We start from the raw sequence: 21,258 nt of genomic DNA on the forward strand, positions 1-21,258 counted from the left end.
GGGGAACAGCAGAAGGAGCGGCGTGCGATCGTCGGAGGGCCAAGTCGCGCCCTCCACTCGGCGCAACCGCTTCAAACCAAAGGAACCTTGCGGCTGCGTAACGGTTTCTGCGCGATGCGCACCCTGCTCCTGGCCACTGCCGCCCTCGTCGCCGCCCCCGCCATCGCGCAGGAGGCGCCAGACGACCGGCCGCGGCGAACGCGGGTCGGGCTGGGGCCGCAGCTGGTGCCGAGCTTTCCGGGCAGCGACAGCCACCGCATCCGCCCCTTCGTCGACGTGTCGCGCGCACGCGGCAACGACGAGTTCGCGTTCGAAGCCCCCGACGAGAGCGCCGGCTTCCCGCTGCTGCGCGGCGAGCGTTACGCGTTCGGCCCGTCGATCGGCATCGAGGGCAAGCGCCGGAGCCGCGACGTCGGCGGTGTGTTGTCCGAAGTCGGCTTCACCGTCGAGGTCGGCGGGTTCGCACAGGTCCAGCTGACCGACGCTGTCCGGCTGAGGATCGAGGGGCGAAAGGGCTTGGGCGGGCATCGCGGCTGGATCGGCATGGTCGGCGCCGACTATGTGCTGCGCGACGGCGATCGCTGGCTGGTGTCGCTCGGACCGCGTGTTACGCTTGCCGACAACCGGTACATGGACGCCTATTTCGCGGTGACGCCGGACGATGCCGTGCGCTCCGGCCTCCCGGTCTTCGATGCCGGCGGCGGCGTGCAAGCGGTGGGTGCGACCGCGGGGGTGCTGCGCCAGCTGAGCGACCGCTGGGGTATCGCCGGCTATGCCAAGTACGACCGGCTGACTGCGGACGCGTCGGACTCGCCCGTCGTTGCGGCGTTCGGCGATCGCAACCAGGTTTCGGGCGGGATCGCGCTCAGCTACACCTTCGATTGACCGGCATGGGCGGCAGGTCCTAACGCCCGAGGCATGACGATCCATATCCTTCTGACCGGCGCGAGCCGCGGCATCGGCGCGGCGATCGCCGGCGTATTGGCTGGGGACGATGTCCGGCTCGCCCGCCAGTCGACGCGCGAGCATCTTGCCGCCGACTTCGCCGACCCTGCCGCGCCCGCCGACCTGTGGCAGCGCGCGCTCGACCAGCTGGACGGCCGCATCGACGTGCTCGTCAACAATGCCGGCGTGTTCGAAGCCTCGCCGCTCGATGCCGGGCATGACGAATGGGTCGCCGCCTGGGAGCGGACGATGCGCATCAACCTGACCGCCAGTGCCGAGCTGTGCCGGCTTGCGGTGCGCCACTGGCAGGAACGCGGCGCGGGCGGGCGCATCGTCAACGTTGCCAGCCGCGCCGCCTATCGCGGCGACAGCCCGGCGCACTGGCATTATGCCGCGTCGAAGGCGGGCATGGTCGGCATGACCAAGTCGATCGCGCGCGGCTATGCCAAGGACGGCGTCCTCGCCTTTGCGATCTGTCCCGGCTTCACGATGACGGGCATGGCCGAGGATTATCTGGAGAGCCGCGGCGGCGACAAGCTGCTCGCCGACATTCCGCTCGGCCGCGTCGCCGATCCGGCGGAAGTGGCGGCGATCGCGCGTTTCTGCGCGCTTGAGGCGCCCGCCTCGATGACCGGCGCGGTGCTGGACGTCAACGGCGCGAGTTACGTGCGATGAGCGACAGCTGGAAAGTGACCCTGCCCTGCACGCGCGCGGAGGCCGAGGCGATCGATCCCGAGGGCGCGGCCTTCGCAGAAATGGCCGCGCCGCCCGTCCTCATGACCCGCGAACTCACTGAGGACGATGTCGAGGACTGGGTGCTCGACGCCTATTTCCAGGACGAGCCCGGCGCGCGCGAGATCGACATGCTGCGCGCGATGGTGCCGAGCGCGGGCGACCTGGCGGTGGCGCCCGAGCGGATCGCCGAGCAGGACTGGGTGACGCTCAGCCAGTCGGGGCTGGAGCCCGTGGCGACGCGCCGCTTCTATGTCCACACCAGCGCCAACAAGGGCGAGGTGCCGGATGGCGCGCGCGCCTTTCATATCGAGGCGGGGCTCGCCTTTGGCACCGGGCATCATGAGACGACCACCGGCTGCCTGATGACGCTGGAGGCGATGCGCGCCGCGGGGACGGTGGTGCGCAACCATATCGATGTGGGCACGGGCACCGGCCTGCTCGCCTTTGCCGCGATGCATCTGTGGCCGCGCGCGCGGGCGACGGCGTCCGACATCGATCCGATCTCGATCGACGTGACGCGCGGCAATGCCGCGGCGAACGACGTGAAGCTGGGCGAGGGGCCGGGCCGCCTGGCGCTCGCGGTCGCGCCGGGGATGGCGCATCGGCTGATCGAGCGGCGCGCGCCTTATGACCTGGTGCTCGCCAACATCCTCGCCGCGCCGCTGATCGAGCTGGCGCCGGTGATCGCCGCGGCGACGGCGCCCGGCGGGACGGCGGTGCTGGCGGGGCTGCTCGACCGACAGGCGGAGGCGGTGTTGGCCGCGTATCGGCGGGCCGGGTTCCGGCTGGCCGGACGGGTGCAACTCGGCGACTGGCCGAGCCTCAGGCTGGTGAGGCGCGCGATCCGCTGAGGTCGGCCGCCGATAGCGCTAGATCCGCCGTTCGATCGCGGCGCGGGTCGCGGCGGCTGCCGCCAGCAGTTCGGGCACCAGGGGCGATAGCGTCGCGCCGGCTTCGCAGGCGGTTTCGATGCGGCGCGCGACCTCGGCAATACGGTCCGCCCCCACGTTGAGCGCGGCCCCCTTCAACGCATGCGCCTCCGCCGCCGCGGCGACGCGCGCGTCGGTTTCGATCAGTCGCGCGATGCCTTCCGGCCGCGCGGCGACTTCGTCCCGCATCATCGCCAGCAATCGCCTGGCATTGTCCTCGCCGATCGTCGCGCGAAGCGCGTCGAGCTTGGCGGCATTGAGGATCGGACGCTCGTCGCGCGGCGCCGCGTCGGCGAGCTGGCGCAGGCGGTCTAGCAATGCGGCGCTGTCTATTGGTTTGGTGAGCAGGTCGGTGAGGCCCGCATCGGTATAGAGCGACCGCCGCTCCAGCGCGGCATCGGCGGTGAGCGCGAAGATCGGCGTGTCGGCATTGGGACCGCCGCCGCTGCGGATGACGCGGGTCGCCGACAGCCCGTCGAGCTCCGGCATCTGCATGTCCATCAGGATCGCGTCATAGCGGCGCACCGACGCCGCCTCGACCGCAAGCCTGCCGTTCTCGACGCTGTCGATCGCATGGCCGTCGCGGCGGATCAGCGCCTCCACAAGGGTGCGGTTGATCGCATTGTCCTCGGCGAGCAGCAGCGACAGCGGCCGGGTGGGCGCGGCGGTCGGTGCGCTGCTCGCGGGCAGCGTGTCCATGGGCGCGGCGAGGCGGAGTTCGAAGTGGAAGCAGGCGCCCTTGCCGGGCTCGCTCTCGACCCGGATCTCGCCGCCCATCGCCTCGACCAGCCGGCGGGTGATGGCGAGGCCCAGGCCCGTGCCGCCGAAGCGCCGCGTGGTCGACGGATCGGCCTGGACAAAGGGTTGGAACAGCCGCGCCTGTGCGTCGGCGGCGATGCCGATGCCGGTGTCGCGCACACGCCCGCGCAGGAGCGGCGCCGATGCCGCGCCGGTCAGCGACAGCGACAGCTCAACGCTGCCCGTCGGCGTGAACTTGACCGCGTTGCTGATGAGGTTGGCGATCACCTGTCGCAAGCGCACGGGATCGCCGCGGACGTGCAGGTCGCGGCCGACCGGCAGCGACAGGCTGAGTGCCAGGCCCTTGTTGGCGGCGGCGTGGCTGAACAGGTCGATCGTGCTGCGCGCAAGCTCGCCAAGGTCGAAGTCGACTGCTTCCAGCGCCAGCGCGCCGCTCTCGATCTTGGAGAAGTCGAGCACGTCGTCGAGGACGGTCATCAGGAGCGACGCCGACTGCTCCAGATTGTCGAGATAGCGCGTGCGGTCATCGTCGGCCGGGCTGCCGCGCAGCAACTCGATCATGCCGAGCACCCCGGTCATCGGCGTGCGGATCTCGTGGCTGACGGTTGCGACGAAGTCGCTGCGCGCGTCCGCCAGCGCATGCGCCTCGTCCCGAGCGGCGATCAGCGCCTGCTCGATCGCGACCTGGTCGGTGACGTCGCGAAAGACGCCGACGATGCCGACGATCTGGCCGTCGAACGATCGTTCGGGCTGACCGTGCGATTCGACGTCGCGCATTTCGCCGTCCTGCCGGCGGATGCGGGCGCGGAAGGTCCAGGGTTCGCCCGCTTCGATCCCGCGCGCGATCAGCGCCTCGACGCGCGCGCGGTCTTCGGCCGGATAGGCCTGCATGCCTTCGTCCAGCGTGGGCGTGTCGCCGATCTCGCGGCCGTGAATGCGGTACACTTCGTCCGACCAGATCAGGCGATTGTCGATGAGATCGTACCGCCAGTGGCCGATACCCGCCATCCGCTCCGCCATGGTCAGCAGTCGATAGCTCTCCTCCCGCTGCGCGGCGGCGCGCGCGGCCTCGATCTCCGCCTCCCGTCGCCGGCCGATGTCGCGGACGCTGGAGATGAACTCGACCGGCTCGCCGCTTGCGTCGCGAACGAGGCTGTAGGTCGCCTCTAGCCAGACATAGCGGCCGTCGGCATGACGCTGGCGGTAGGTGGCAGAGGGGTGCTCGACGCCCTCGAACAGCGACCGGCAGGCACGCTCGACACGCGCGCGATCCTCGGCATGGATCGTGGTCAGCGGGCTTTCGCCGATCAGCGCGGCGGGTGGATAGCCCAGGATCGCCTGCGATGCGGGCGAAGCATAGCGGCGGATGCCATCCAGGCCGACGCGGACGATCATGTCGCCGCTGTGCCGCGCGAGCAGGCGATAGCTGCGCTCGCTCTCGCGCAGCCGGTCGGTCAGGCGGCGGCGCTCGACCAGCGTGGCGGCGACGGGAAGCGTCGACATGACGGTGACCGCGATGAACGTCTGAAGGTAGAGGACGCGCTCGCCGACCGAGTCGAGGAGGCCGGAGATGGGGCCGTGCCCCGACATCGTCTGGATTGAGGCGATGACCGCGACGATCGGTATCGTCAGCAGGACGCCCACGAACCGCAGGCGGAACGCGGCGAGCGTCAGGCCGGGCAGGATGATGAACAACGCGGGATATCGCGTCTGGTCGAACACCAGCACCGTGAGAAGGGCGGTGGCGAGCGCGGTTGCCGCCGCCTCGATCAATCGACCCTGCCGCAGCAGCGCGCGGCTGTCCGAATGGAAGGCGACGAGGATGATTGGGCCGACGACCAGCATGCCGAGCGCGTCGGCAGCAAACCAGTGGAGCACGACGAGCGAGAAGATGTTGTTGCCGCTCGCATGGACGACTGCGGCGCCCACCAGCGCCCCGATCAGCGACGCGACAAGCCCGGCGAACAGCATGAACTGGGCGAGATAGCGCGACGAATGGACCGGCAACCGTCCGAAGCGGCGGAGCAGGCATAGCGCCGTCGCGATCTCGATCATGTTGGCGAGCGCGAGCCCGACCGCCGCGATCGACAGCATGTCGGCAAGGACGTAGGCGCTGAACAGCCCCGCCGCGAACCCGGTCAGAATGAGGCGGAGTGGTAGCGACGGAAAGCGCAGCAGCAGCGCCACGACGACCGCGTTGGAAAGCCAGAGCGGCGCGATCCCCGGCTGCGACTTGGCGAGCAGGAGCCCGGGTACCGACAGCAGCGTGCTCAGCAGCCATGTGAGCGCTACCGTCGCCAATCGCGATCCGAAGGGATGCGCGGCACTCATGCGCTCGGTGTGCGCCTGGATCCTGGATCGCGCGCGCGCCCACCGCGGAGCGGCGTCGCCGTCGGTACGAACATCGACCGTCCCCCTGTCGTCGGTCGCTCGCGTGGCAGAGGCCGGCGAAGGGGGAGCCCTTCTCGATCCGACCGTCGATCCGCGTGCGTGTGGCGGGTCGCCATCGATGCCGGTCGGCATCACGGCGGGCCTAGGGCTATGACGGGGGGTAGAAACGTACCATCACCCTATAGGATCACGCACGGCGTCGTGGAGGAGCAGCACCGCCTGAGTGCGGTTGACGACGCCCAATTTGCGCAGGATCGCCTTGACGTGCTGCTTGACGGTGATCTCCGAGAGGTTGAGTTCCCAGGCGATCTGCTTGTTGAGCCCGCCGCCGCGCATCGCGCGAAGCACCCGCGCCTCGGCCGGGCTGAGCGAGGCGAGACGCGCATCGGCGTCGTCGGGGGCGTGCGGTTCCAGGCCAGGCGTGAAATGCGTGCCGCCCTCGCTCACCGTGCGGATCGCGGCGGCGAGTTGATCGAGGGGGGCCGCCTTGCCGACGAACCCGGCGGCGCCATTGGCGGCGGCACGAACCTCGGTATCGGGTCGCTCGTCGCCGCTCATCACCAGGATCGGCGTGGTCGGGCGCGCGCGCGCGACCTCGATCAGGCTGGCGATGCCGCGGCTGTCGGCAAGGCCGAGATCGAGGATGACGAGGTCGGCATTATCCTCGTCGGCGAGCACGTCGCCGAGCGATGCGGCCTGTATGGCCTCCGCCGAAGGCGCGACGATCTGAAGCGCCAAGCGTGCCGCTTCCCGGCACATCGGATGGTCATCGGCGATGATCGCGCGCTTGATCATAATTTGCACCCCTGACTCAGCACTTTAAACTCAATTCCTGTGCCAAGTCAGCGGGAAAATCATCCAAGCTTGCCGAAGATCGCTTCATAGCCCGCCCGGTCGTTGTCGGCGAGCAGCCGCGCCTGTTCGTGCCAGCGGTCGCGGCCCATTCGCCCGGCGAACGGTCCGAGCTCTGCATCGAGCGCCGCGGCCTGTTCGGGAGAGAGGGCTGCGAGTTCGGCGATGCTGGCGATTCCGCGCTCTGCCAGCAGCGCGGCGGCCTTCGGCCCCAGGCCCTTCAGCTTCGTCAGGTCGGTCGCGATCGCGCTCGGCTGTGCGGGTGTCGCGGGCAGCGTGTCGGCAAGCGGCGGCGGTGCGGGCGAGACGGGCGGCGGTGGCGCCGGGGTGACCGGCGCAGGCGCGGCGGGTTCGATCGGCACCGCGGGTTCGGCCGCGGGCTGGACGACATGGGCAAGCCCGGCGTCGTTGGCGCCGGCATCGGCATCGCCGCCGGTATCCTGGACCGGTGCCTCGGCACCCACCTCGACCGTCGAGCCGCTTTCCTCGAGCGCGCGTTCGCCCGCGCGCCGCTGGCGCCAGCGACGTTGCCCCCAGACGATCATCAGGACGGTGAGGACGATCGCGATCGCGATCAGGACGAGATGGGTGATGGTGATCGGCATCATCGCGTCGGCGGCGCCGGCGGGCGTCGTCGAGGTGATCGTATCGGTCGGCGCGGGATTCGAACTGGCCATGTCGATCCTTTCGGGGGTCGGCAGATATCGGGACGAATCAAGCGCCTTCGCGTTCCACCTCGCGCCAGCCGATATCGCGCCGGCAAAAGCCGCCAGGGAAATCAATGGCATCGACACCGCGATAGGCAGCCGCCTGCGCCGCGGTCACGGTCGCGCCGGTGGCGGTGACCGCCAGCACGCGCCCGCCCGCCGCGACGAGCTTCCCGTCGTGATCTCGCGTGCCTGCCTGGAACACCGTCGCACCCGCCGCCTCGGCGCGGTCGAGCCCGGCGATCGCGCCGCCGCGCTCGGGCGTGCCGGGATAGCCGTTCGCCGCCATGACGACGGTCAGCGCGGTCAGGTCGGCAAAGGCGGGGGCGGGCGCCTGTGCCAGCCGCCCTTCCGCCACCGCATGAAGCAGCGCGAGCAGGTCGCCCTCGTACCGCGCCATCAGCACCTGGCATTCGGGATCGCCGAAGCGGCAATTATATTCGATCAGCTTCGGCCCGGTGTTGGTCAGCATCAGCCCGGCATAGAGCACGCCCGAATAGGGCATGCCCTCGGCTGCGAGCGTCTCGATCGTCGGGCGGACGATCTCGTCGATCGCGCGTTGCTCCAGCGCGGGCGTGAGGACGGGGGCTGGGGAATAGGCGCCCATGCCGCCGGTGTTGGGACCGGTGTCGCCGTCGCCGACACGCTTGTGGTCCTGAGCCGACCCAAAAGCGACATGCGCGGTGCCGTCGGTCAGCACGAACAGGCTGGCTTCCTCGCCGGACAGGAACTCCTCGATCACCGCCTCGCCGCCCGGTTCGGCGAAGAGGGCGGCGAGCGCCGCCTCAGCCTCGTCCGGGGTCATCGCGATCGTCACGCCCTTGCCGGCGGCAAGTCCATCCGCCTTGATGACGACGGGCAGGCCGAAGGGGCTGAGCGCGGCGCGCGCCTCATCCAGCGACGTGACGTGCGCATAGCCGGCGGTGGGGATGTTCGCGCGGGTGCACAGCGCCTTGGTGAAGCCCTTCGACCCTTCGAGCTGCGCGGCTGCCTTTGACGGGCCGAACACCGCGATCCCGGCGGCGCGCAGGTCGTCGGCAAGGCCGGCGACGAGCGGCGCTTCGGGGCCGACAACGACCAGACCGATGGAATTGGCGCGGCAGAAATCGAGCACCGCGGCGTGATCCTCGACGGTCAGGCCGATGCACTCGGCATGCGCCGCGATGCCCGGATTGCCCGGCGCGGCGAACAGCGTAGAGAGGCCCGGCGATTGCGCGAGCTTCCATGCGAGCGCATGTTCACGCCCTCCCGATCCGATCAGCAGGACGTTCATGCCCGATCCCTTTTCCATGTCCGACGACGACAGGCCCGCGCTGTTAGCCGAGGCCCGCCCCGGCGACAACGCCGCGCCGATGAGCGTGGCTGAGCTGTCGGGACGGCTGAAGCGGATGGTCGAGGGCGAGTTCGGCCATGTCCGCCTGCGCGGCGAGATTTCGGGCTACAAGCGCGCGGCGTCGGGCCATGCCTATCTGTGCCTGAAGGACGAGTCCGCGGTGATCGACGGGGTGATGTGGCGCGGCGCGGCGGGCAGCCTCGCCTTCTCGCCCGCCGACGGGATCGAGGTGGTCGCGACCGGCAAGCTCACCACCTATCCGGGCCGATCCAAATACCAGATCGTCATCGAGCGGATGGAGCTGGCGGGCGAGGGCGCGCTGATGGCGCTGCTCGAACGCAACAAGGCGCGGTTCGAGGCGGAAGGGCTGTTCGCCAAGTCGCGCGCGCGGGCACCGCTGCCGTTCATGCCGAGGGTGATCGGCGTCGTCACCTCGCCCACCGGCGCGGTGATCCGCGACATCCTCCACCGGCTGGAGGATCGCTGCCCGACCCATGTGCTCGTCTGGCCAGTGAAGGTGCAGGGCGACGGGTCGGCGAACGAGGTGGCGGCGGCGGTGCGCGGCTTCGATGCGATCGCCCCCGGCGGGCCGTTGCCGCGTCCCGACCTGGTCATCGTCGCGCGTGGCGGTGGGCCGATCGAGGATCTTTGGGCCTTCAACGAGGAAGCGGTGGTGCGCGCGGTCGCGGGGTGCTCGATCCCGATCATCTCGGCAGTGGGGCATGAGACCGACACGACATTGTGCGACTATGCCGCCGACCTGCGCGCGCCGACGCCGACCGCGGCGGCGGAGATCGCGGTGCCCGTCCGTGCCGACCTGATCGAGCAGGTGGCGATGATGGGGCTGCGCACCGACCGCTGCGTGCGGCGATATCATGAGCGCGGCGGCGAGAAGCTGACGGCGCTCGCACGGCTGATGCCGAAGCGCGACGCGCTGCTCGGGCCCCAACGCCAGCGCGCGGACGACGCCGGGGCGCGGCTGGTGCGCGGGCTGGAGCGGCGGCTGACGGTGTCGCGCGGTCAGCTCGACCGTGCGGGGGCGGTGCTGCGGCCGGCGCTGCTCCACCGGCGGATCGAGCGGGCGGGGGCGGCGCTCGCCTCCGGCGCCCGCGCGCTCGCGGCGAACGATCCGGCGCGGCCGCTGGAGCGCGGCTATGCCTATGTCGAGGGGCGTGTGAGCGGGCGCGTGGTGGCCGACACGGGCGCGGCGCGGGCGGCGGGGGCGCTTCGCCTCCACTTCAAGGACGGCACCGTCGACGCGCGGGTTGAGCGCGGGGCCGGGCGTGCCTACACTGGTGAGACGCCCGAACAGCCCGATCTATTCTGAAGGAGCCCCGGCGACGGGGATGCGACGCTCATGCTGATGTCGAACACCGCCCGTCCCGCGCGCCTCCACTACATGGCCAACGGCTTTCGCGTGCTGACGCCGGGCGATCATGTCGTGTGCGCGGTGACGGGTGAGCGGATCGCGCTCGACACGCTGAAATACTGGAGCGTGGGGCGGCAGGAAGCCTATGCCAATGCCGAGGTCGCGACGAAGGCTCTGGCCGGCGCGTGATCGCGCGGCGAGGGGTACTGGCAGGGGCGGGCGCGGCGCTGATCGCCGGGCGCGCCGCGGCGCAGGGTGACGGCTTCGCGCTGTCGGGCATGCCGCAGCAGGGGGCGCTGGTGCTCGGCACCGTGCCCCGGGGAACCACGGCGCTGACGCTGGATGGCTTGGCCGTCGAGGTGGCGCGCGATGGACGCTTCGCGATCGCCTTCGACCGGGATGCGGGGCCGAGCGCGCGGCTGGTCGCGCGCGGATCTGGCGTGCTGCTCGACCGCACGCTGACCGTCGCGCCGCGGGCGTGGCGGATCGAGCGGCTGCCGACGCTGCCGCGCGTGTCACAGCCGAGCGCCGAGTTCCAGCGCCGCCGCCCGCCCGAACTCGCCCGCATCGCGGCGGCGCGCGCGAAGCAGACCGGCGCGGAGGGTTGGCGCCAACGCTTTGCCTGGCCGGTAACGGGGCGCATCTCGGGGCTGTTCGGATCGCAGCGTATCTATGCGGGGGAGCCGGGCGCCTATCATGGCGGCGTAGACGTCGCGAGGCCGACGGGCACGCCGGTCGCGGCACCCGCCGATGGCGTCGTCATCCTGGCGGCCGACGCGCCGTTCACGATGGAGGGCAACCTGCTGATGATCGATCACGGCATGGGGCTGAACAGCGCGTTCCTGCATCTGTCGCGCATCGATGTGCGCGAGGGCGATGCGGTGCGACAGGGGCAGCCGGTCGGCGCGATCGGCGCGACGGGGCGGGCAACCGGACCGCATCTCCACTGGGGCATGAAGTGGCGCGACGCGCGGATCGACCCGCTGCTGATCGCGGGGCCGATGCCCTAAGCGGTACGGATCGCGCGAGGGCCAAGGATGATCCACGACCTCAGCCAGCCGATCCGTCGTTCACCAGTCACGGCAATGCCGCAAGCAGCCGTGCTCCCGCGCAGGCGGGAGCCCAGAGCCAAGCAGGGCCTCGCTCGTGGCCCTGGGCTCCCGCCTGCGCGGGAGCACGGTAGGGAACGGGAAGGCAATCCCTAACCCCGTTCGTGCTGAGCTTGTCGAAGCACGTGTTCGGGGCGAGCGACGCTCGCGACACGTCCTTCGACAGGCTCAGGACGAACGGGGAGAGTGGTCAGCTGCGGCTGGCCCGCCGGGCGTCAACCAGCGCGATCGCCTTTTGCACCGCGGCTTCGATCGAGAGGAAGCTCGTGTCCAGCGCCGCGGCGTCGGCGGCCTGGCGGAGCGGGGCTTCGCTGCGGCGGCTGTCGCGGTCGTCGCGGGCGCGAATGTCGGCGAGGACGCGGTCGAGGCTGACGTCGATGCCGTGGCGCCGCAGTTCCTCGTGCCGGCGGCGGGCGCGGATCGTCGGCGTCGCCTTGACGAACAGCTTGGCGTCGGCCTCCGGCGCGATGACCGTGCCGATGTCGCGCCCGTCGAGCACGGCGCCGCCCGGCTGCTGCGCGAAGCGGCGCTGGCGCTGGAGCAAAGCGGAGCGGACCAGCGGGTGCGCGGACACGACCGACGCGGTCTTGCCGACGTGGTCGCTGCGCAGGTCGGGCGAGGCGAGCAGCGCTTCGTCGAAGTCGCACATCGCGACGACGTCGGCCTCGCGCGTCGGATCGAGCCCTTCGGCCAGCACCCGGGCGGCAACCGCGCGATAAAGGAGCCCGGTGTCGAGGTGCGGCAGGCCGTAGTGCTTCGCCAGCGCCCGCGCGATCGTGCCCTTGCCCGATGCGGCGGGTCCGTCGACGGCGATGATCATGCGTCGAGCCAGGTCGGCTGCGCGCCGAGCTTCTGCGCGGTCGCGACGAAATCGGGATAGCTGGTGGCGATCGGTGCGGCATCGTCGATCGCGATTGGCTGCGCGGCATTCATGCCCGCAACCGCCATCGCCATCGCGATGCGATGGTCGAGCAGCGACGCGACGCGCTCGCCGCCGGTCCCCGCCAGCGGCTCGCCGTCGCGGCCCTCGACCGTCAGCCCGTCCTCATGCTCCTCGACGCGCACGCCCGACAGGCCGAGCGCCGCCGCCATCGCGGCGATGCGGTCCGATTCCTTGACGCGCAGCTCGTGCGCGCCGCGCGCGATCGTGCGCCCCTTGGCGAACGTGGCGGCGACGAACAGCACGGGATATTCGTCGATCATGCTGGGCGCGAGATCGGGCGGAACCTCGATCGCCGACAGCGGAGCGTGGCGGACGCGCAAATCGGCGACGTCCTCGCCGCTGATCGTGCGCGCGTTCAGCCGCTCGATCGACGCGCCCATCATCGTCAGCGCCTGGATCAGGCCGGTGCGGGTCGGGTTCATCAGCACGTTGCGGATGACGATGTCGGAGCCCGGCACGATCGAGGCGGCGACCATCCAGAAGCCCGCGGACGACGGATCGCCCGGCACGTCGATGTCCTGCGGGCGGAGCTCGGCCTCGCCGCGGATCGAGACGATTTCGCCCTCGACGGTCAGTTCGGCGCCGAAGCCGCGCAGCATCCGCTCGCTATGATCGCGCGTCGGCACGCTCTCGATCACGCGGGTGATGCCGGGGGTGTTGAGCCCGGCGAGCAGCACCGCCGACTTCACCTGGGCCGAGGCGACGGGCAGGCGGTATTCGATCGGCACCGCGGGGCACAGGCCGCGCATGGTGAGCGGCAGGCGGTCGCCGGGACTCGACGTGAACTCGGCGCCCATCCGCGACAGGGGCTCGGTCACGCGCGCCATCGGGCGGCGCGAAAGGCTGGCGTCGCCGGTGAAGGTCGCGGTGATCGGATGGCTGGCGACGATGCCCATCAGGAGCCGCGTCGAAGTGCCCGAATTGCCCATCTCGAGCGCGGTCTGCGGCTGGAGCAGCCCGCCGACGCCGACACCCGACACGCGCCACTCGCCATCCTCGCGCCGCTCGACCGAGGCGCCCATCGCGCGCATTGCCGCGGCGGTGGCGAGCACGTCCTCGCCCTCCAGCAGCCCGCGGATGCGGCTTTCCCCAACGGCGAGACCCGAGAACATCAGTGATCGGTGGCTGATCGACTTGTCGCCGGGCACCGTCACCTCGCCCGTCAGCGGGCCGGCGGCGGCGATGGCGAGCGGGCGGGGGGCGACGTCGGCATGCATGGGCGCGGGCTTTTGACAGGGGGCTTGCACTATGGCAAGGCGCCCGCCACTTCGCGGGGCTCTTCCAAGACCCGGAAATCTCATCATCCGAAAGGCGATACACGGCATGGTCAAGCCGGAATGGGGCACGAAGCGGTCGTGCCCGAAATGCGGAACCCGCTTCTACGACCTTACCAAGGACGAGCCGGTCACCTGCATCAACTGCGGTTATGCGTGGGAGCCCGAGCCCATCCTGAAGTCCAAGCAGCCGCTGCCGTTCGAGGCGGTCAAGGCCGCGCCGGTCAAGGACAAGGAAGCCGATTCGGACCTGGGTGACGATCTCGACATCGACACCGAGGACGACGACACCCCCGCCGACGACGATGTCGATCTGGGCGGCGACGACGACCTGGGCGTCGAGGCGCCCGACAACGACGACGAAAATTAAGGGTCGCGGTCCGGGCAGCGTGGCTGTCCGGGCCGACCCGGCAAGGCTCGCGAAAAGCGCGCTTGCCAAAGCCCAGAAGCGCCTCTAAGGGGCGCCTTCCCGGAACGATGGGGCCGTAGCTCAGCTGGGAGAGCGTCGCAATGGCATTGCGAAGGTCAGGGGTTCGATCCCCCTCGGCTCCACCATCGGTTCCGCGCTGCCGCTTGCGGCATTCCTGACATCATCGAGGTTTACGTCGGCCGGGCTAGTCGGTTCGATTAGATACATGCGCCTGCGCTTGTGGGACCAAGGGTCGTCGCCAAGCGCAAGGAGTCGGACGACATGGTCGGCGCGGTATCGAACTCGGCAGAAGCCAACACCCGTCTGGAGGCGAACAACGCGCCGCCGCCCGAACCCGGCGGCAGCCACCGCGTGCGCGCGGGCGAGACGCTGTCGGGGATCGCGGCGCGATACGGCACCGACGTCGGCACGCTGGCGCAGCTCAACGACATCCGCAATCCGAACCTGATCCATCCGGGCCAGCAGCTTTCGCTGCCGCAGGGCGCCACCCAGTCGCACCTGATCGAGCATGGCGACACGATCGGCGGCATCGCGCGGGCGAACGGCGTCAGCACGCAGGCGCTGCTCGCCGCCAATCCGCAGGTCGCCAATCCGGACCGCATCTATCCCGGCGATACGCTGACCATTCCCGCCGCCGATGCGCGGGTGCAGGGCCAAGCGGTGACTGGCAACGACAATCGCGTCGCCGCGGTCGAGGGTCCGACGCGGGTCGAGAACGGCACGCTGCGCCTGAGCGAGACCGATGTCGTCAACCTGAAGAAGACGCTCCAGACCGAATGGGTGCAGACGGCGGGCGAGGGGCAGGCGCACGGGATCATCGACACGATCCTCAACCGCACCGCGTCGGGCCATTGGGGCGACAGCGTTTCGGATGTCGTCAACGCGTACAACCAGTTCAGCGACATCAATGGGCCGATCGCGCGCCGCGACGGTCGCAACGCGGTCGAGGATTTGCCCGCAAGCAGCATCAGCACGCGCGTCGACACCCTCGTCGACAGCTATCTCGCCGAGCGGGCAGGGGGGCGCGCTTCGTCGATCGGGTCGCACCTCAACTACGCCAATCCGAACTATTCGAGCGCCAACAATCTCGGCTGGATCAATGCGCTGGACGGCCCGGTGCTGGGCCGGGGCGATGCCGTCCATCACCACGGCACGACGCCCGAATTGCAGCGGCACCGGCCAGGCGACTTCGCGGTCGCGCTGCCGGGGAGTGCAGAGGCGCCGGCGCTGGCGCCCGCGGCCGCGCAGCAGGGCGGCAGCGTCGACGGCAATGCCGCCGCGGCGGCGAACGACGTCGCGATCAAGGGATCGACGGTGCGGATCGGCCAGCTCGACACGTCGATGGAGCCCGCGATCCGCGCGGCGGCACAGGCCGCCGACCGGCTCGGCCTGCCGCAGCCGGTCATCACCTCGGGCAACGACAGCCGCCATTCGAACGGATCGCTGCATTACGAGAATCGCGCGCTCGACTTCCGCGGCAACAACATCAGCGTCGAGCAGGGCCGCGCCTTCCAGAACGAGATGCGGCGGCTTTTAGGGCCCAATTACGACGTGGTGTTTGAAACCTTTGCCAATCGCAGCAACAATCACCTGCATGTGGAATACGACCCCCGCTGATCGGATGCGCCGCTCGCTCGCCGCGCTCGGCCTGATCCTCGCCGCCGCCTGCTCGCCCGCGAGCGAGGCGCAGCCGCCCGCGCCGGAGCCGACGCGGGCGGCGCCGGCGGTGGTGGAGGCTTCGCCGACGCCCTCGCCGACACCGAGCGAGGGAGCGTCGCGGGTTATCGGCAAGACCGACATGACGCTGCGCGGCAAGCCGGCGTGCCGAGTCGCCTTCGCCTATGCCGGACGGCCCGATGAGGACCTGTTCTGGGAAGAGCCGTGCGCCAACGTCACCGCCAAGCTGATGACGCAGGCAGATCTCGAGTCGCTCGGCAAATGGGACCGCCTCGACGAATTCGCGCGCAAGTTCATCGCGGCGCGGCCGGACGGCAAGGTGCTCTATGTCGAGGGCAGCTTCTCCGCCTCCGTTTATCCGATCGGCACGACCGGGGAGACCTACGAGGTTTCGGTCACCGACTGAGTACTTGACTCATAACTCTACATATGTTGGATGTGGGGGATGGGAAGGACTCGACGCCCCTCGCCGCAAATGCTCTCGCTTGTCGCCGCGCTCGCCGCGGCGGCGCCGCAGCGGCTGCATGGTTATGACCTGATGAAGGCGACGGGGCTCGCCTCCGGCACGCTCTATCCGCTGATGATGCGGATGACCGAGCAAGGGCTGGTCGAGGCCGAATGGCAGGCGCCGGCGCAGCCCGGCCGCCCGCCGCGCCACGCCTATCGACTGACCGCCACCGGGCTGGAGCTCGCGCGCTCGATCGAGGACGAGGGCCGCGCGCCCGGTGGGGCGCTGCCGGCATGAGCGCCGCGCGCTGGATCGTCGCGCTCGCGGCGCTCAGCCTGGGCCAGAGCCGCCGCGCCTGGGGCGAGGCGATGATGGCCGAGTTCGAAGCCGCGGAGGAAGACGGCCAGCCGCTTCGCTTCGCGGTCGGATGCCTGATCGGCGCGTGGCGGACGATGCCCACGAACGAGGAGGGACGCTTTCGGCTGGCGAGCTATGTCCTCGCGATCGGGTTGATGGTCCCGGTCGGCACCGCGCTCCTGATCGCGGCGGCGCTCGGCTTTCCTTTTGTCGAGACGCGGGGCGGCGTCGCCGATTTCCTGGCGGGCGGATCGCATCCGTCGCTGCTCAACGTCGGCAACTTCACGATCGCGCCGTCGCTGTGCGCGGTGATGCTGGCGCTGGCGCTCTGCCATCTGCCGCTCGCCTGGTGGACGCTGGACGGCAATTGGCGCGGCGTCGCGGCGATGACGCGGTTCGGGGCGGCGGCGATCACCACGCTGGCGATCGTGACGACGCTGGTCGCGCTCAATCCGCTGCCGCTCCTGATGCCGCTGGCCGCGCTGGGCGTCGAACTGGCCGGGATCGCGGTGCTGATCGGCTGGCAGGCGACGCTGACGGGGGAGGCAATCGGCACGGCATAGCGACCGCGCCATTACGGAGAGGGCTGGAGCATGGACGGCACGAGGGTTCGGGCGCCGAGGGACGGCGCGCGCGCGGCGATGATGGGCTTGCTGCTGGCATTCGGCGGCGGAAGCGCGTGGGCGCAGACGCGCGAGGAAGTGCGGATCGCCTCCGCGCCCGGCGTCACGCTGGCGGGAACGCTGCACCTGCCGGCGCGTGGGTCGCGGCATCCGCTCGTGGTCGTGGTCCAGGGAAACGGGCGCAATGCGCGCGGCGGTTATGGCGAGATCATCAAGCGGCTGAACGCCGACGGCATCGCCGCGCTGGAATATGACAAGCGCGGCGTGGGACAGTCGACCGGCACCTATGAGGAGGACGTACCCAAGCTCGTCGCCGATTGCGCCGCAGCGGTGGCGGCGATGCGCGCGCGCGGCGACATCGACGGCAGCCGCATCGCGCTGTTCGGGCACAGTCAGGGCGGCGTCGTCACGCCGGCCGTCGCGGTCGGCGATCCGCGCATCGCGGCGGTGGTGATGGCGGGCGGCTCGGTCGGCGACGGGCTCCCGTATCTGAAGCGCGCGATCCGCAACCAGATGCTCGCGGCCGGTCGTCCGGCGCCCATGGTCGGGCCTGCGGTCGAGGCGGTCGGCGCGCTGCTCCAGGCGCGGATCGACAAGCGGGAAGATGCCGCGATCGTGCCGCTGCGCGCGGCGGTGGTCGAGCGGTTCCTGGCCGCCGGTTTCACGCAGGCGGAGGCGAACGGCGGGCTGGCGATGATCGACACGCCGCAGGCCTGGCAGATCGACAAGCTGCGCGCGGGCAGCGACCTCAAGGCGCTGCGCATTCCCGTGCTCGCCATCTTCGGCAGCAGGGATCCGCTGGTCGTCGCCTCCGACGAGGCACCGGCGGCGACCGCGGCGCTGGCGGGCAATCCGCGGGCGCGCGTCGTCGTGCTTCAGGGCCTGAGCCACTGGTTTCAGGAAGGCGCGGTGACCGGCAATGCCGAGGAAGTCGAGCGGCTCGGCCCCAACATGGGTTCGCCGCGGGTCGTGACGCTGGTCGGCGACTTCGTTCGCGACGCGGTCAGTCCGATGCGTGCCGCGAGCCGATGACGACCCCTGCGACGACGAGGATCGCGGCGAGGATGACCGCACTCGCGATCGCCGCCGATTCCTGCCCGCCCGCCGCATAGATCGCGGCGAGCGCCCAGAGAAACACCCCGGCATACGGCAGGTTGCCGCGACCCCGCAGCAACGCGGCGAGCGCGATTCCACCGGCGACGAGGATCACCGCGCCGCCGATCACGCCCGCTGCATCGCCACCCTCGACCCCGTAGAAGCGCAGGCTCGCGGCGATGTTGACCGTGGTGGCGACGGTCAGCCAGGCGGCGAGCGCGCTGAGCGGCAGATAGGCGAACCAGCGCTCGCCCGTGGTCAGACGCGCATCGGACAACGCGCTATAGGCGACGAGCAGGCAGCCGAGCGTCCAGGCGATGATGACCACCGACACGGCGCCGAGGCCATAGACCTGCGTGTAGGCAGCCCACAGCGCGTTGCCGAGAAAGGCGCCCGCGGCGGGCATCCGCACGCTCGCCGCCACCGCGTTGCCGCGCTGCGCGGGCAATGCCTGCCAGATCGCGAACAGGAGCGAGCCCGTGTAGAGCGCGCCCCAGATCGAGAACGCCCAGCCTGCGGGCGTGATGAGCGTCCGCACCGCATCCGATTGCGACCCGATCGGCTCACCCAGGCCGAGCAGCGGCAGCGTGGGCGTGACGATCTGGAGCACGGCGCAGAGCAGGACAAGAAGCTGCGGCGTGCCGAAAGCGGGCGCGGGGGCGGATTGGAAGCGGGTGGCCATGATCGGCCAACGCGCATACTGCAGGCTTGTTGCAGCATGCCGCGCCGAGCCCGTCAGTCGGCGATCGCCGAATAGAGGAGGGTGGGGATGCCGATCAGCGCGATATAGCGCCAGATGCCCCAGTCGCCGCCCGACGCGGCTTCAGGGCGCGCCTCATGGTCGACGCAAAGGTCGAAGCGGCTCGAGAAGAAATGGCGCGGGCGGTTTTCGAGCACGCCGCGGCTGTCATGGTCGGGATGCTCGAGCATGATCGGCTCGGACCGACGATCGCCGGCATCGGGGGGCAGATTGGTCATGGGGCAAGGTCCGCTTGTTCAGGGTGCGCGAGGCCGCGCACTGCGGCTCGTGCATCAGGGCGAAGGATCCCGAACCCGCGCGATCCGCCGGGTCCGGGCTAGACGCGTGCGGCGAGTTGCCCGGCATGGGCGCGAAAACGCTCGAAAAGGGCGGTCGCGGACATGGGCCAAGTGTGGCCGGCGCAACGCCACTTTGCAAGCCGCAACGGCCCGTTATGGTGCGCAGCAATCAAGGAGAGGGGGCGGGATGTCGGACATGGCGAGGGAGGCGGAACAGGGCCGCGCGGCACGGATCGCGGCGGACCCGCGCTATCGCGATCTGGTGCGGCGGCGGAACCGCTTTGGCTTCGTCCTCACCGCGATCGTGCTCGTCGTCTATTTCGGCTTCATCCTGCTCGTCGCGTTCGACAAACCGCTGCTGGCGGCGCCGATCGCGGGCGGGGCGACGTCGCTGGGCATCCCGATCGGGATCGGCATCATCCTGCTCTCGGTCGTGCTGACGGGCGTCTATGTCCGCCGCGCCAACACCGATTATGACGCGGCGCTCGCCGCCATCGTCGCGGAGCATGGCGCGTGAGGGCGACCCGGCTCGTCGCCATGCTGGCCTTGCTGGGGCTGCCGGCGGCGGCGCTGGCCGACACGATCGGTGCATCGGAGCAGCAGGCGACCAACTGGACCGCGATCGGCATGTTCGGCGCGTTCGTGCTCGCGACGCTCGGCCTCACGCGCTGGGCGGCGGGACGGACCAAGACCGCGGCCGATTTCTATACGGCGGGCGGGGGGATCACCGGGTTCCAGAACGGGCTGGCGATTGCGGGCGACTTCATGTCGGCGGCGTCGTTCCTCGGCATCTCGGCGCAGATCTTCGCCGATGGCTATGACGGGCTGATCTACTCGATCGGGTTTCTGGTCGGCTGGCCGATCCTCCTTTTCCTGATGGCGGAGCGGTTGCGCAATCTGGGTCGCTTCACCTTTGCTGATGTCGCGAGCTTCCGCTTCGCGCAGGGGCCGGTGCGCGGCTTCGCCGCCACGTCGACGCTGCTCGTCGTGCTCTTCTACCTGATTGCGCAGATGGTGGGGGCGGGGCAGCTCATCAAATTGCTGTTCGGCCTGCCATACCCTTACGCGGTCGGCATCGTCGGCGTGCTGATGACCTTCTACGTGCTGTTCGGCGGCATGACCGCGACGACCTGGGTCCAGATCGTCAAGGCGGCGCTCCTGCTGGGTGCCGCGAGCTTCATCGCGATCGCGGTGCTGTGGCGCTACGGCTTCTCGCCCGAGGCGCTGTTCGCCGATGCGGTCGCGGTCAAGGGGACGCGCGCGATCATGGGGCCGGGCGGGTTCATCAAGGATCCAGTGAGCGCGATCTCGCTCGGCATCGCCCTGATGTTCGGCACCGCGGGGTTGCCGCACATCCTGATGCGCTTCTTCACCGTCCCCGATGCCAAGGCGGCGCGGACGTCGGTGCTGTGGGCGACGGGGTGGATCGGCTATTTCTATTGCCTGACCTTCATCATCGGCTTCGGCGCGATCGTGCTGGTGGGGACGGACCCGAGCTTCCTCGATGTCGAGGGCGGCCTGCGCGGCGGCCGCAACATGGCGGCGATCCATCTGGCGCAGGCGGTCGGCGGCAATCTGTTCCTGGGCTTCATCTCCGCCGTCGCCTTCGCGACGATTCTCGCGGTGGTCGCCGGGCTGACGCTGTCGGGCGCGTCGGCGGTCAGCCACGACCTCTATGCCAGCGTGTTCCGGCGCGGACGCGCGGACAGCGCGGCCGAGCTTCGCGTGTCGCGGATCACCGTGCTCGTGCTAGCGGTGGTCGCGATCCTGCTGGGCATTGCGTTCGAGAAGCAGAATGTCGCGTTCATGGTCAGCCTCGCCTTTGCGCTGGCGGCCTCGAGCAACTTTCCGGTGCTGCTGCTGTCGCTGTTCTGGAGCGGATGCACGACGCGAGGCGTGGTCGCGGGCGGGCTGACAGGGGCGCTCAGCGCGTTCGGGCTGACGATCCTGTCACCGGCCGTGTGGGTGACGGCGCTGGGCAATGCGGCGCCGATCTTCCCCTATGATAGCCCGGCGATCTTCTCGATGCCGCTTGCCTTCTTCGTCATCTGGCTGGTGTCGGTGACGGACCGCAGCGGCCGGGCGGCGGTCGATCGCAGCGGCTTCCTGGCGCAGCAGGTGCGTGCGGAGACGGGAATCGGCGCGGCGGCGGCGAGCAGCCACTAGCGGGAGACTATACGCGCTGAGTCCTTGGTCGGACTGGTGTCGAACAGGCGGGAGCGCTTTCCCCTGACGACCTCCCCG

General features: G+C 70.2%; 22 protein-coding genes and 1 tRNA gene. 15 read left to right on the forward strand and 8 right to left on the reverse strand.

Annotation, left to right across the window (positions count from 1 at the left end):
- Positions 1-114 precede the first annotated feature (114 nt).
- The 3 genes from RS883_RS04875 to RS883_RS04885 are packed head-to-tail and all read left to right on the forward strand — an operon-like array spanning position 115 to position 2,531.
- Entirely contained in the window at positions 115-885 is a 771-nt protein-coding gene (locus tag RS883_RS04875; RefSeq protein ID WP_315763235.1) for a MipA/OmpV family protein, read from the forward strand.
- A gap of 33 nt (positions 886-918) precedes the next feature.
- Positions 919-1,620 (forward strand): SDR family oxidoreductase, encoded by a 702-nt coding sequence (locus RS883_RS04880; protein ID WP_315763239.1) that lies wholly within the window; start codon positions 919-921, stop codon positions 1,618-1,620.
- Positions 1,617-2,531 (forward strand): 50S ribosomal protein L11 methyltransferase, encoded by a 915-nt coding sequence (locus RS883_RS04885; RefSeq protein ID WP_315763241.1) that lies wholly within the window; start codon positions 1,617-1,619, stop codon positions 2,529-2,531. The genes RS883_RS04880 and RS883_RS04885 overlap by 4 nt, the downstream gene beginning before the upstream one ends.
- A gap of 18 nt (positions 2,532-2,549) precedes the next feature.
- On the opposite strand, the gene RS883_RS04890 is transcribed toward RS883_RS04885, so the two are convergent.
- The 4 genes from RS883_RS04890 to purD all read right to left on the reverse strand — a co-directional run bounded on the left by RS883_RS04890 (position 2,550) and on the right by purD (position 8,591).
- The gene (locus RS883_RS04890; RefSeq protein ID WP_315763244.1) at positions 2,550-5,699 is read right to left on the reverse strand and encodes a PAS domain S-box protein; all 3,150 of its coding nucleotides are present in this window, start codon (positions 5,697-5,699) and stop codon (positions 2,550-2,552) included.
- Positions 5,700-5,933: 234 nt separating this feature from the next.
- Positions 5,934-6,554 (reverse strand): response regulator transcription factor, encoded by a 621-nt coding sequence (locus tag RS883_RS04895; RefSeq protein WP_315763246.1) that lies wholly within the window; start codon positions 6,552-6,554, stop codon positions 5,934-5,936.
- 59 nt (positions 6,555-6,613) lie between these two features.
- A complete protein-coding gene (locus RS883_RS04900) occupies positions 6,614-7,288 on the reverse strand; it encodes a helix-hairpin-helix domain-containing protein (protein WP_315763248.1) in 675 nt (224 codons plus the stop codon).
- A gap of 37 nt (positions 7,289-7,325) precedes the next feature.
- Entirely contained in the window at positions 7,326-8,591 is a 1,266-nt protein-coding gene (gene purD / locus RS883_RS04905; RefSeq protein WP_315763250.1) for a phosphoribosylamine--glycine ligase, read from the reverse strand.
- On the opposite strand from purD, the gene xseA reads away from it, so the two are divergent.
- From xseA to RS883_RS04920, 3 genes are read left to right on the forward strand one after another with little or no spacing between them, the layout of a single operon-like run.
- On the forward strand, positions 8,590-9,978 hold the full coding sequence (xseA, locus tag RS883_RS04910) for an exodeoxyribonuclease VII large subunit (RefSeq protein ID WP_409977392.1): 1,389 nt from the start codon (positions 8,590-8,592) through the stop codon (positions 9,976-9,978). The genes purD and xseA overlap by 2 nt on opposite strands.
- Before the next feature lie 30 nt (positions 9,979-10,008).
- Entirely contained in the window at positions 10,009-10,209 is a 201-nt protein-coding gene (locus RS883_RS04915; RefSeq protein WP_315763253.1) for a DUF2093 domain-containing protein, read from the forward strand.
- Complete coding sequence (locus RS883_RS04920) at positions 10,206-11,030, forward strand: M23 family metallopeptidase (RefSeq protein WP_409977393.1); 825 nt, start codon at positions 10,206-10,208, stop codon at positions 11,028-11,030. Before RS883_RS04915 ends, RS883_RS04920 begins: the two co-directional genes overlap by 4 nt.
- Positions 11,031-11,319: 289 nt before the next feature.
- On the opposite strand, the gene cmk is transcribed toward RS883_RS04920, so the two are convergent.
- Both cmk and aroA read right to left on the reverse strand, forming a co-directional pair.
- Complete coding sequence (gene cmk / locus RS883_RS04925) at positions 11,320-11,949, reverse strand: (d)CMP kinase (protein ID WP_315763255.1); 630 nt, start codon at positions 11,947-11,949, stop codon at positions 11,320-11,322.
- Entirely contained in the window at positions 11,946-13,289 is a 1,344-nt protein-coding gene (gene aroA, locus RS883_RS04930) for a 3-phosphoshikimate 1-carboxyvinyltransferase (protein WP_315763257.1), read from the reverse strand. Before aroA ends, cmk begins: the two co-directional genes overlap by 4 nt.
- 106 nt (positions 13,290-13,395) lie before the next feature.
- Here aroA and RS883_RS04935 point away from each other — a divergent pair, with 106 nt between their 5' ends.
- The 7 genes from RS883_RS04935 (at position 13,396) to RS883_RS04965 (ending at position 17,913) form a co-directional block, all read left to right on the forward strand.
- Positions 13,396-13,716, forward strand: a complete 321-nt coding sequence (locus RS883_RS04935) for a TIGR02300 family protein (protein WP_315763259.1) — start codon at positions 13,396-13,398, stop codon at positions 13,714-13,716.
- 109 nt (positions 13,717-13,825) lie between these two features.
- Positions 13,826-13,901, forward strand: a tRNA-Ala gene (locus RS883_RS04940).
- 136 nt (positions 13,902-14,037) lie between these two features.
- Positions 14,038-15,393, forward strand: a complete 1,356-nt coding sequence (locus tag RS883_RS04945) for a LysM peptidoglycan-binding domain-containing protein (protein ID WP_315763261.1) — start codon at positions 14,038-14,040, stop codon at positions 15,391-15,393.
- Entirely contained in the window at positions 15,371-15,859 is a 489-nt protein-coding gene (locus RS883_RS04950) for a hypothetical protein (protein ID WP_315763264.1), read from the forward strand. The genes RS883_RS04945 and RS883_RS04950 overlap by 23 nt, the downstream gene beginning before the upstream one ends.
- Positions 15,860-15,928: 69 nt before the next feature.
- Positions 15,929-16,198 (forward strand): PadR family transcriptional regulator, encoded by a 270-nt coding sequence (locus RS883_RS04955; protein WP_315763266.1) that lies wholly within the window; start codon positions 15,929-15,931, stop codon positions 16,196-16,198.
- A complete protein-coding gene (locus tag RS883_RS04960; protein WP_315763268.1) occupies positions 16,195-16,821 on the forward strand; it encodes a hypothetical protein in 627 nt (208 codons plus the stop codon). The genes RS883_RS04955 and RS883_RS04960 overlap by 4 nt, the downstream gene beginning before the upstream one ends.
- Positions 16,822-16,851: 30 nt before the next feature.
- On the forward strand, positions 16,852-17,913 hold the full coding sequence (locus RS883_RS04965) for an alpha/beta hydrolase (RefSeq protein WP_315763271.1): 1,062 nt from the start codon (positions 16,852-16,854) through the stop codon (positions 17,911-17,913).
- On the opposite strand, the gene RS883_RS04970 is transcribed toward RS883_RS04965, so the two are convergent.
- Together RS883_RS04970 and RS883_RS04975 are read right to left on the reverse strand one after the other, a co-directional pair.
- Positions 17,885-18,658, reverse strand: coding sequence for a hypothetical protein (locus tag RS883_RS04970; protein WP_315763273.1), 774 nt, complete (start codon positions 18,656-18,658; stop codon positions 17,885-17,887). The two genes, RS883_RS04965 and RS883_RS04970, sit on opposite strands and share 29 nt — an antisense overlap.
- 53 nt (positions 18,659-18,711) lie before the next feature.
- Positions 18,712-18,954, reverse strand: coding sequence for a hypothetical protein (locus RS883_RS04975; RefSeq protein WP_315763276.1), 243 nt, complete (start codon positions 18,952-18,954; stop codon positions 18,712-18,714).
- 256 nt (positions 18,955-19,210) lie between these two features.
- Between RS883_RS04975 and RS883_RS04980 the strand changes: the two genes are divergently transcribed.
- On the forward strand, positions 19,211-19,531 hold the full coding sequence (locus tag RS883_RS04980; protein ID WP_315763278.1) for a DUF485 domain-containing protein: 321 nt from the start codon (positions 19,211-19,213) through the stop codon (positions 19,529-19,531).
- 20 nt (positions 19,532-19,551) lie between these two features.
- Positions 19,552-21,180: a cation acetate symporter gene (locus RS883_RS04985; protein ID WP_315764985.1), complete on the forward strand. Its 1,629-nt coding sequence runs from the start codon at positions 19,552-19,554 to the stop codon at positions 21,178-21,180.
- The last annotated feature ends 78 nt before the right edge of the window (positions 21,181-21,258 follow it).

The organism is Sphingomonas sp. Y38-1Y (genome assembly GCF_032391395.1).
In the GTDB taxonomy this organism is placed as follows: Bacteria; Pseudomonadota; Alphaproteobacteria; order Sphingomonadales; family Sphingomonadaceae; genus Sphingomonas.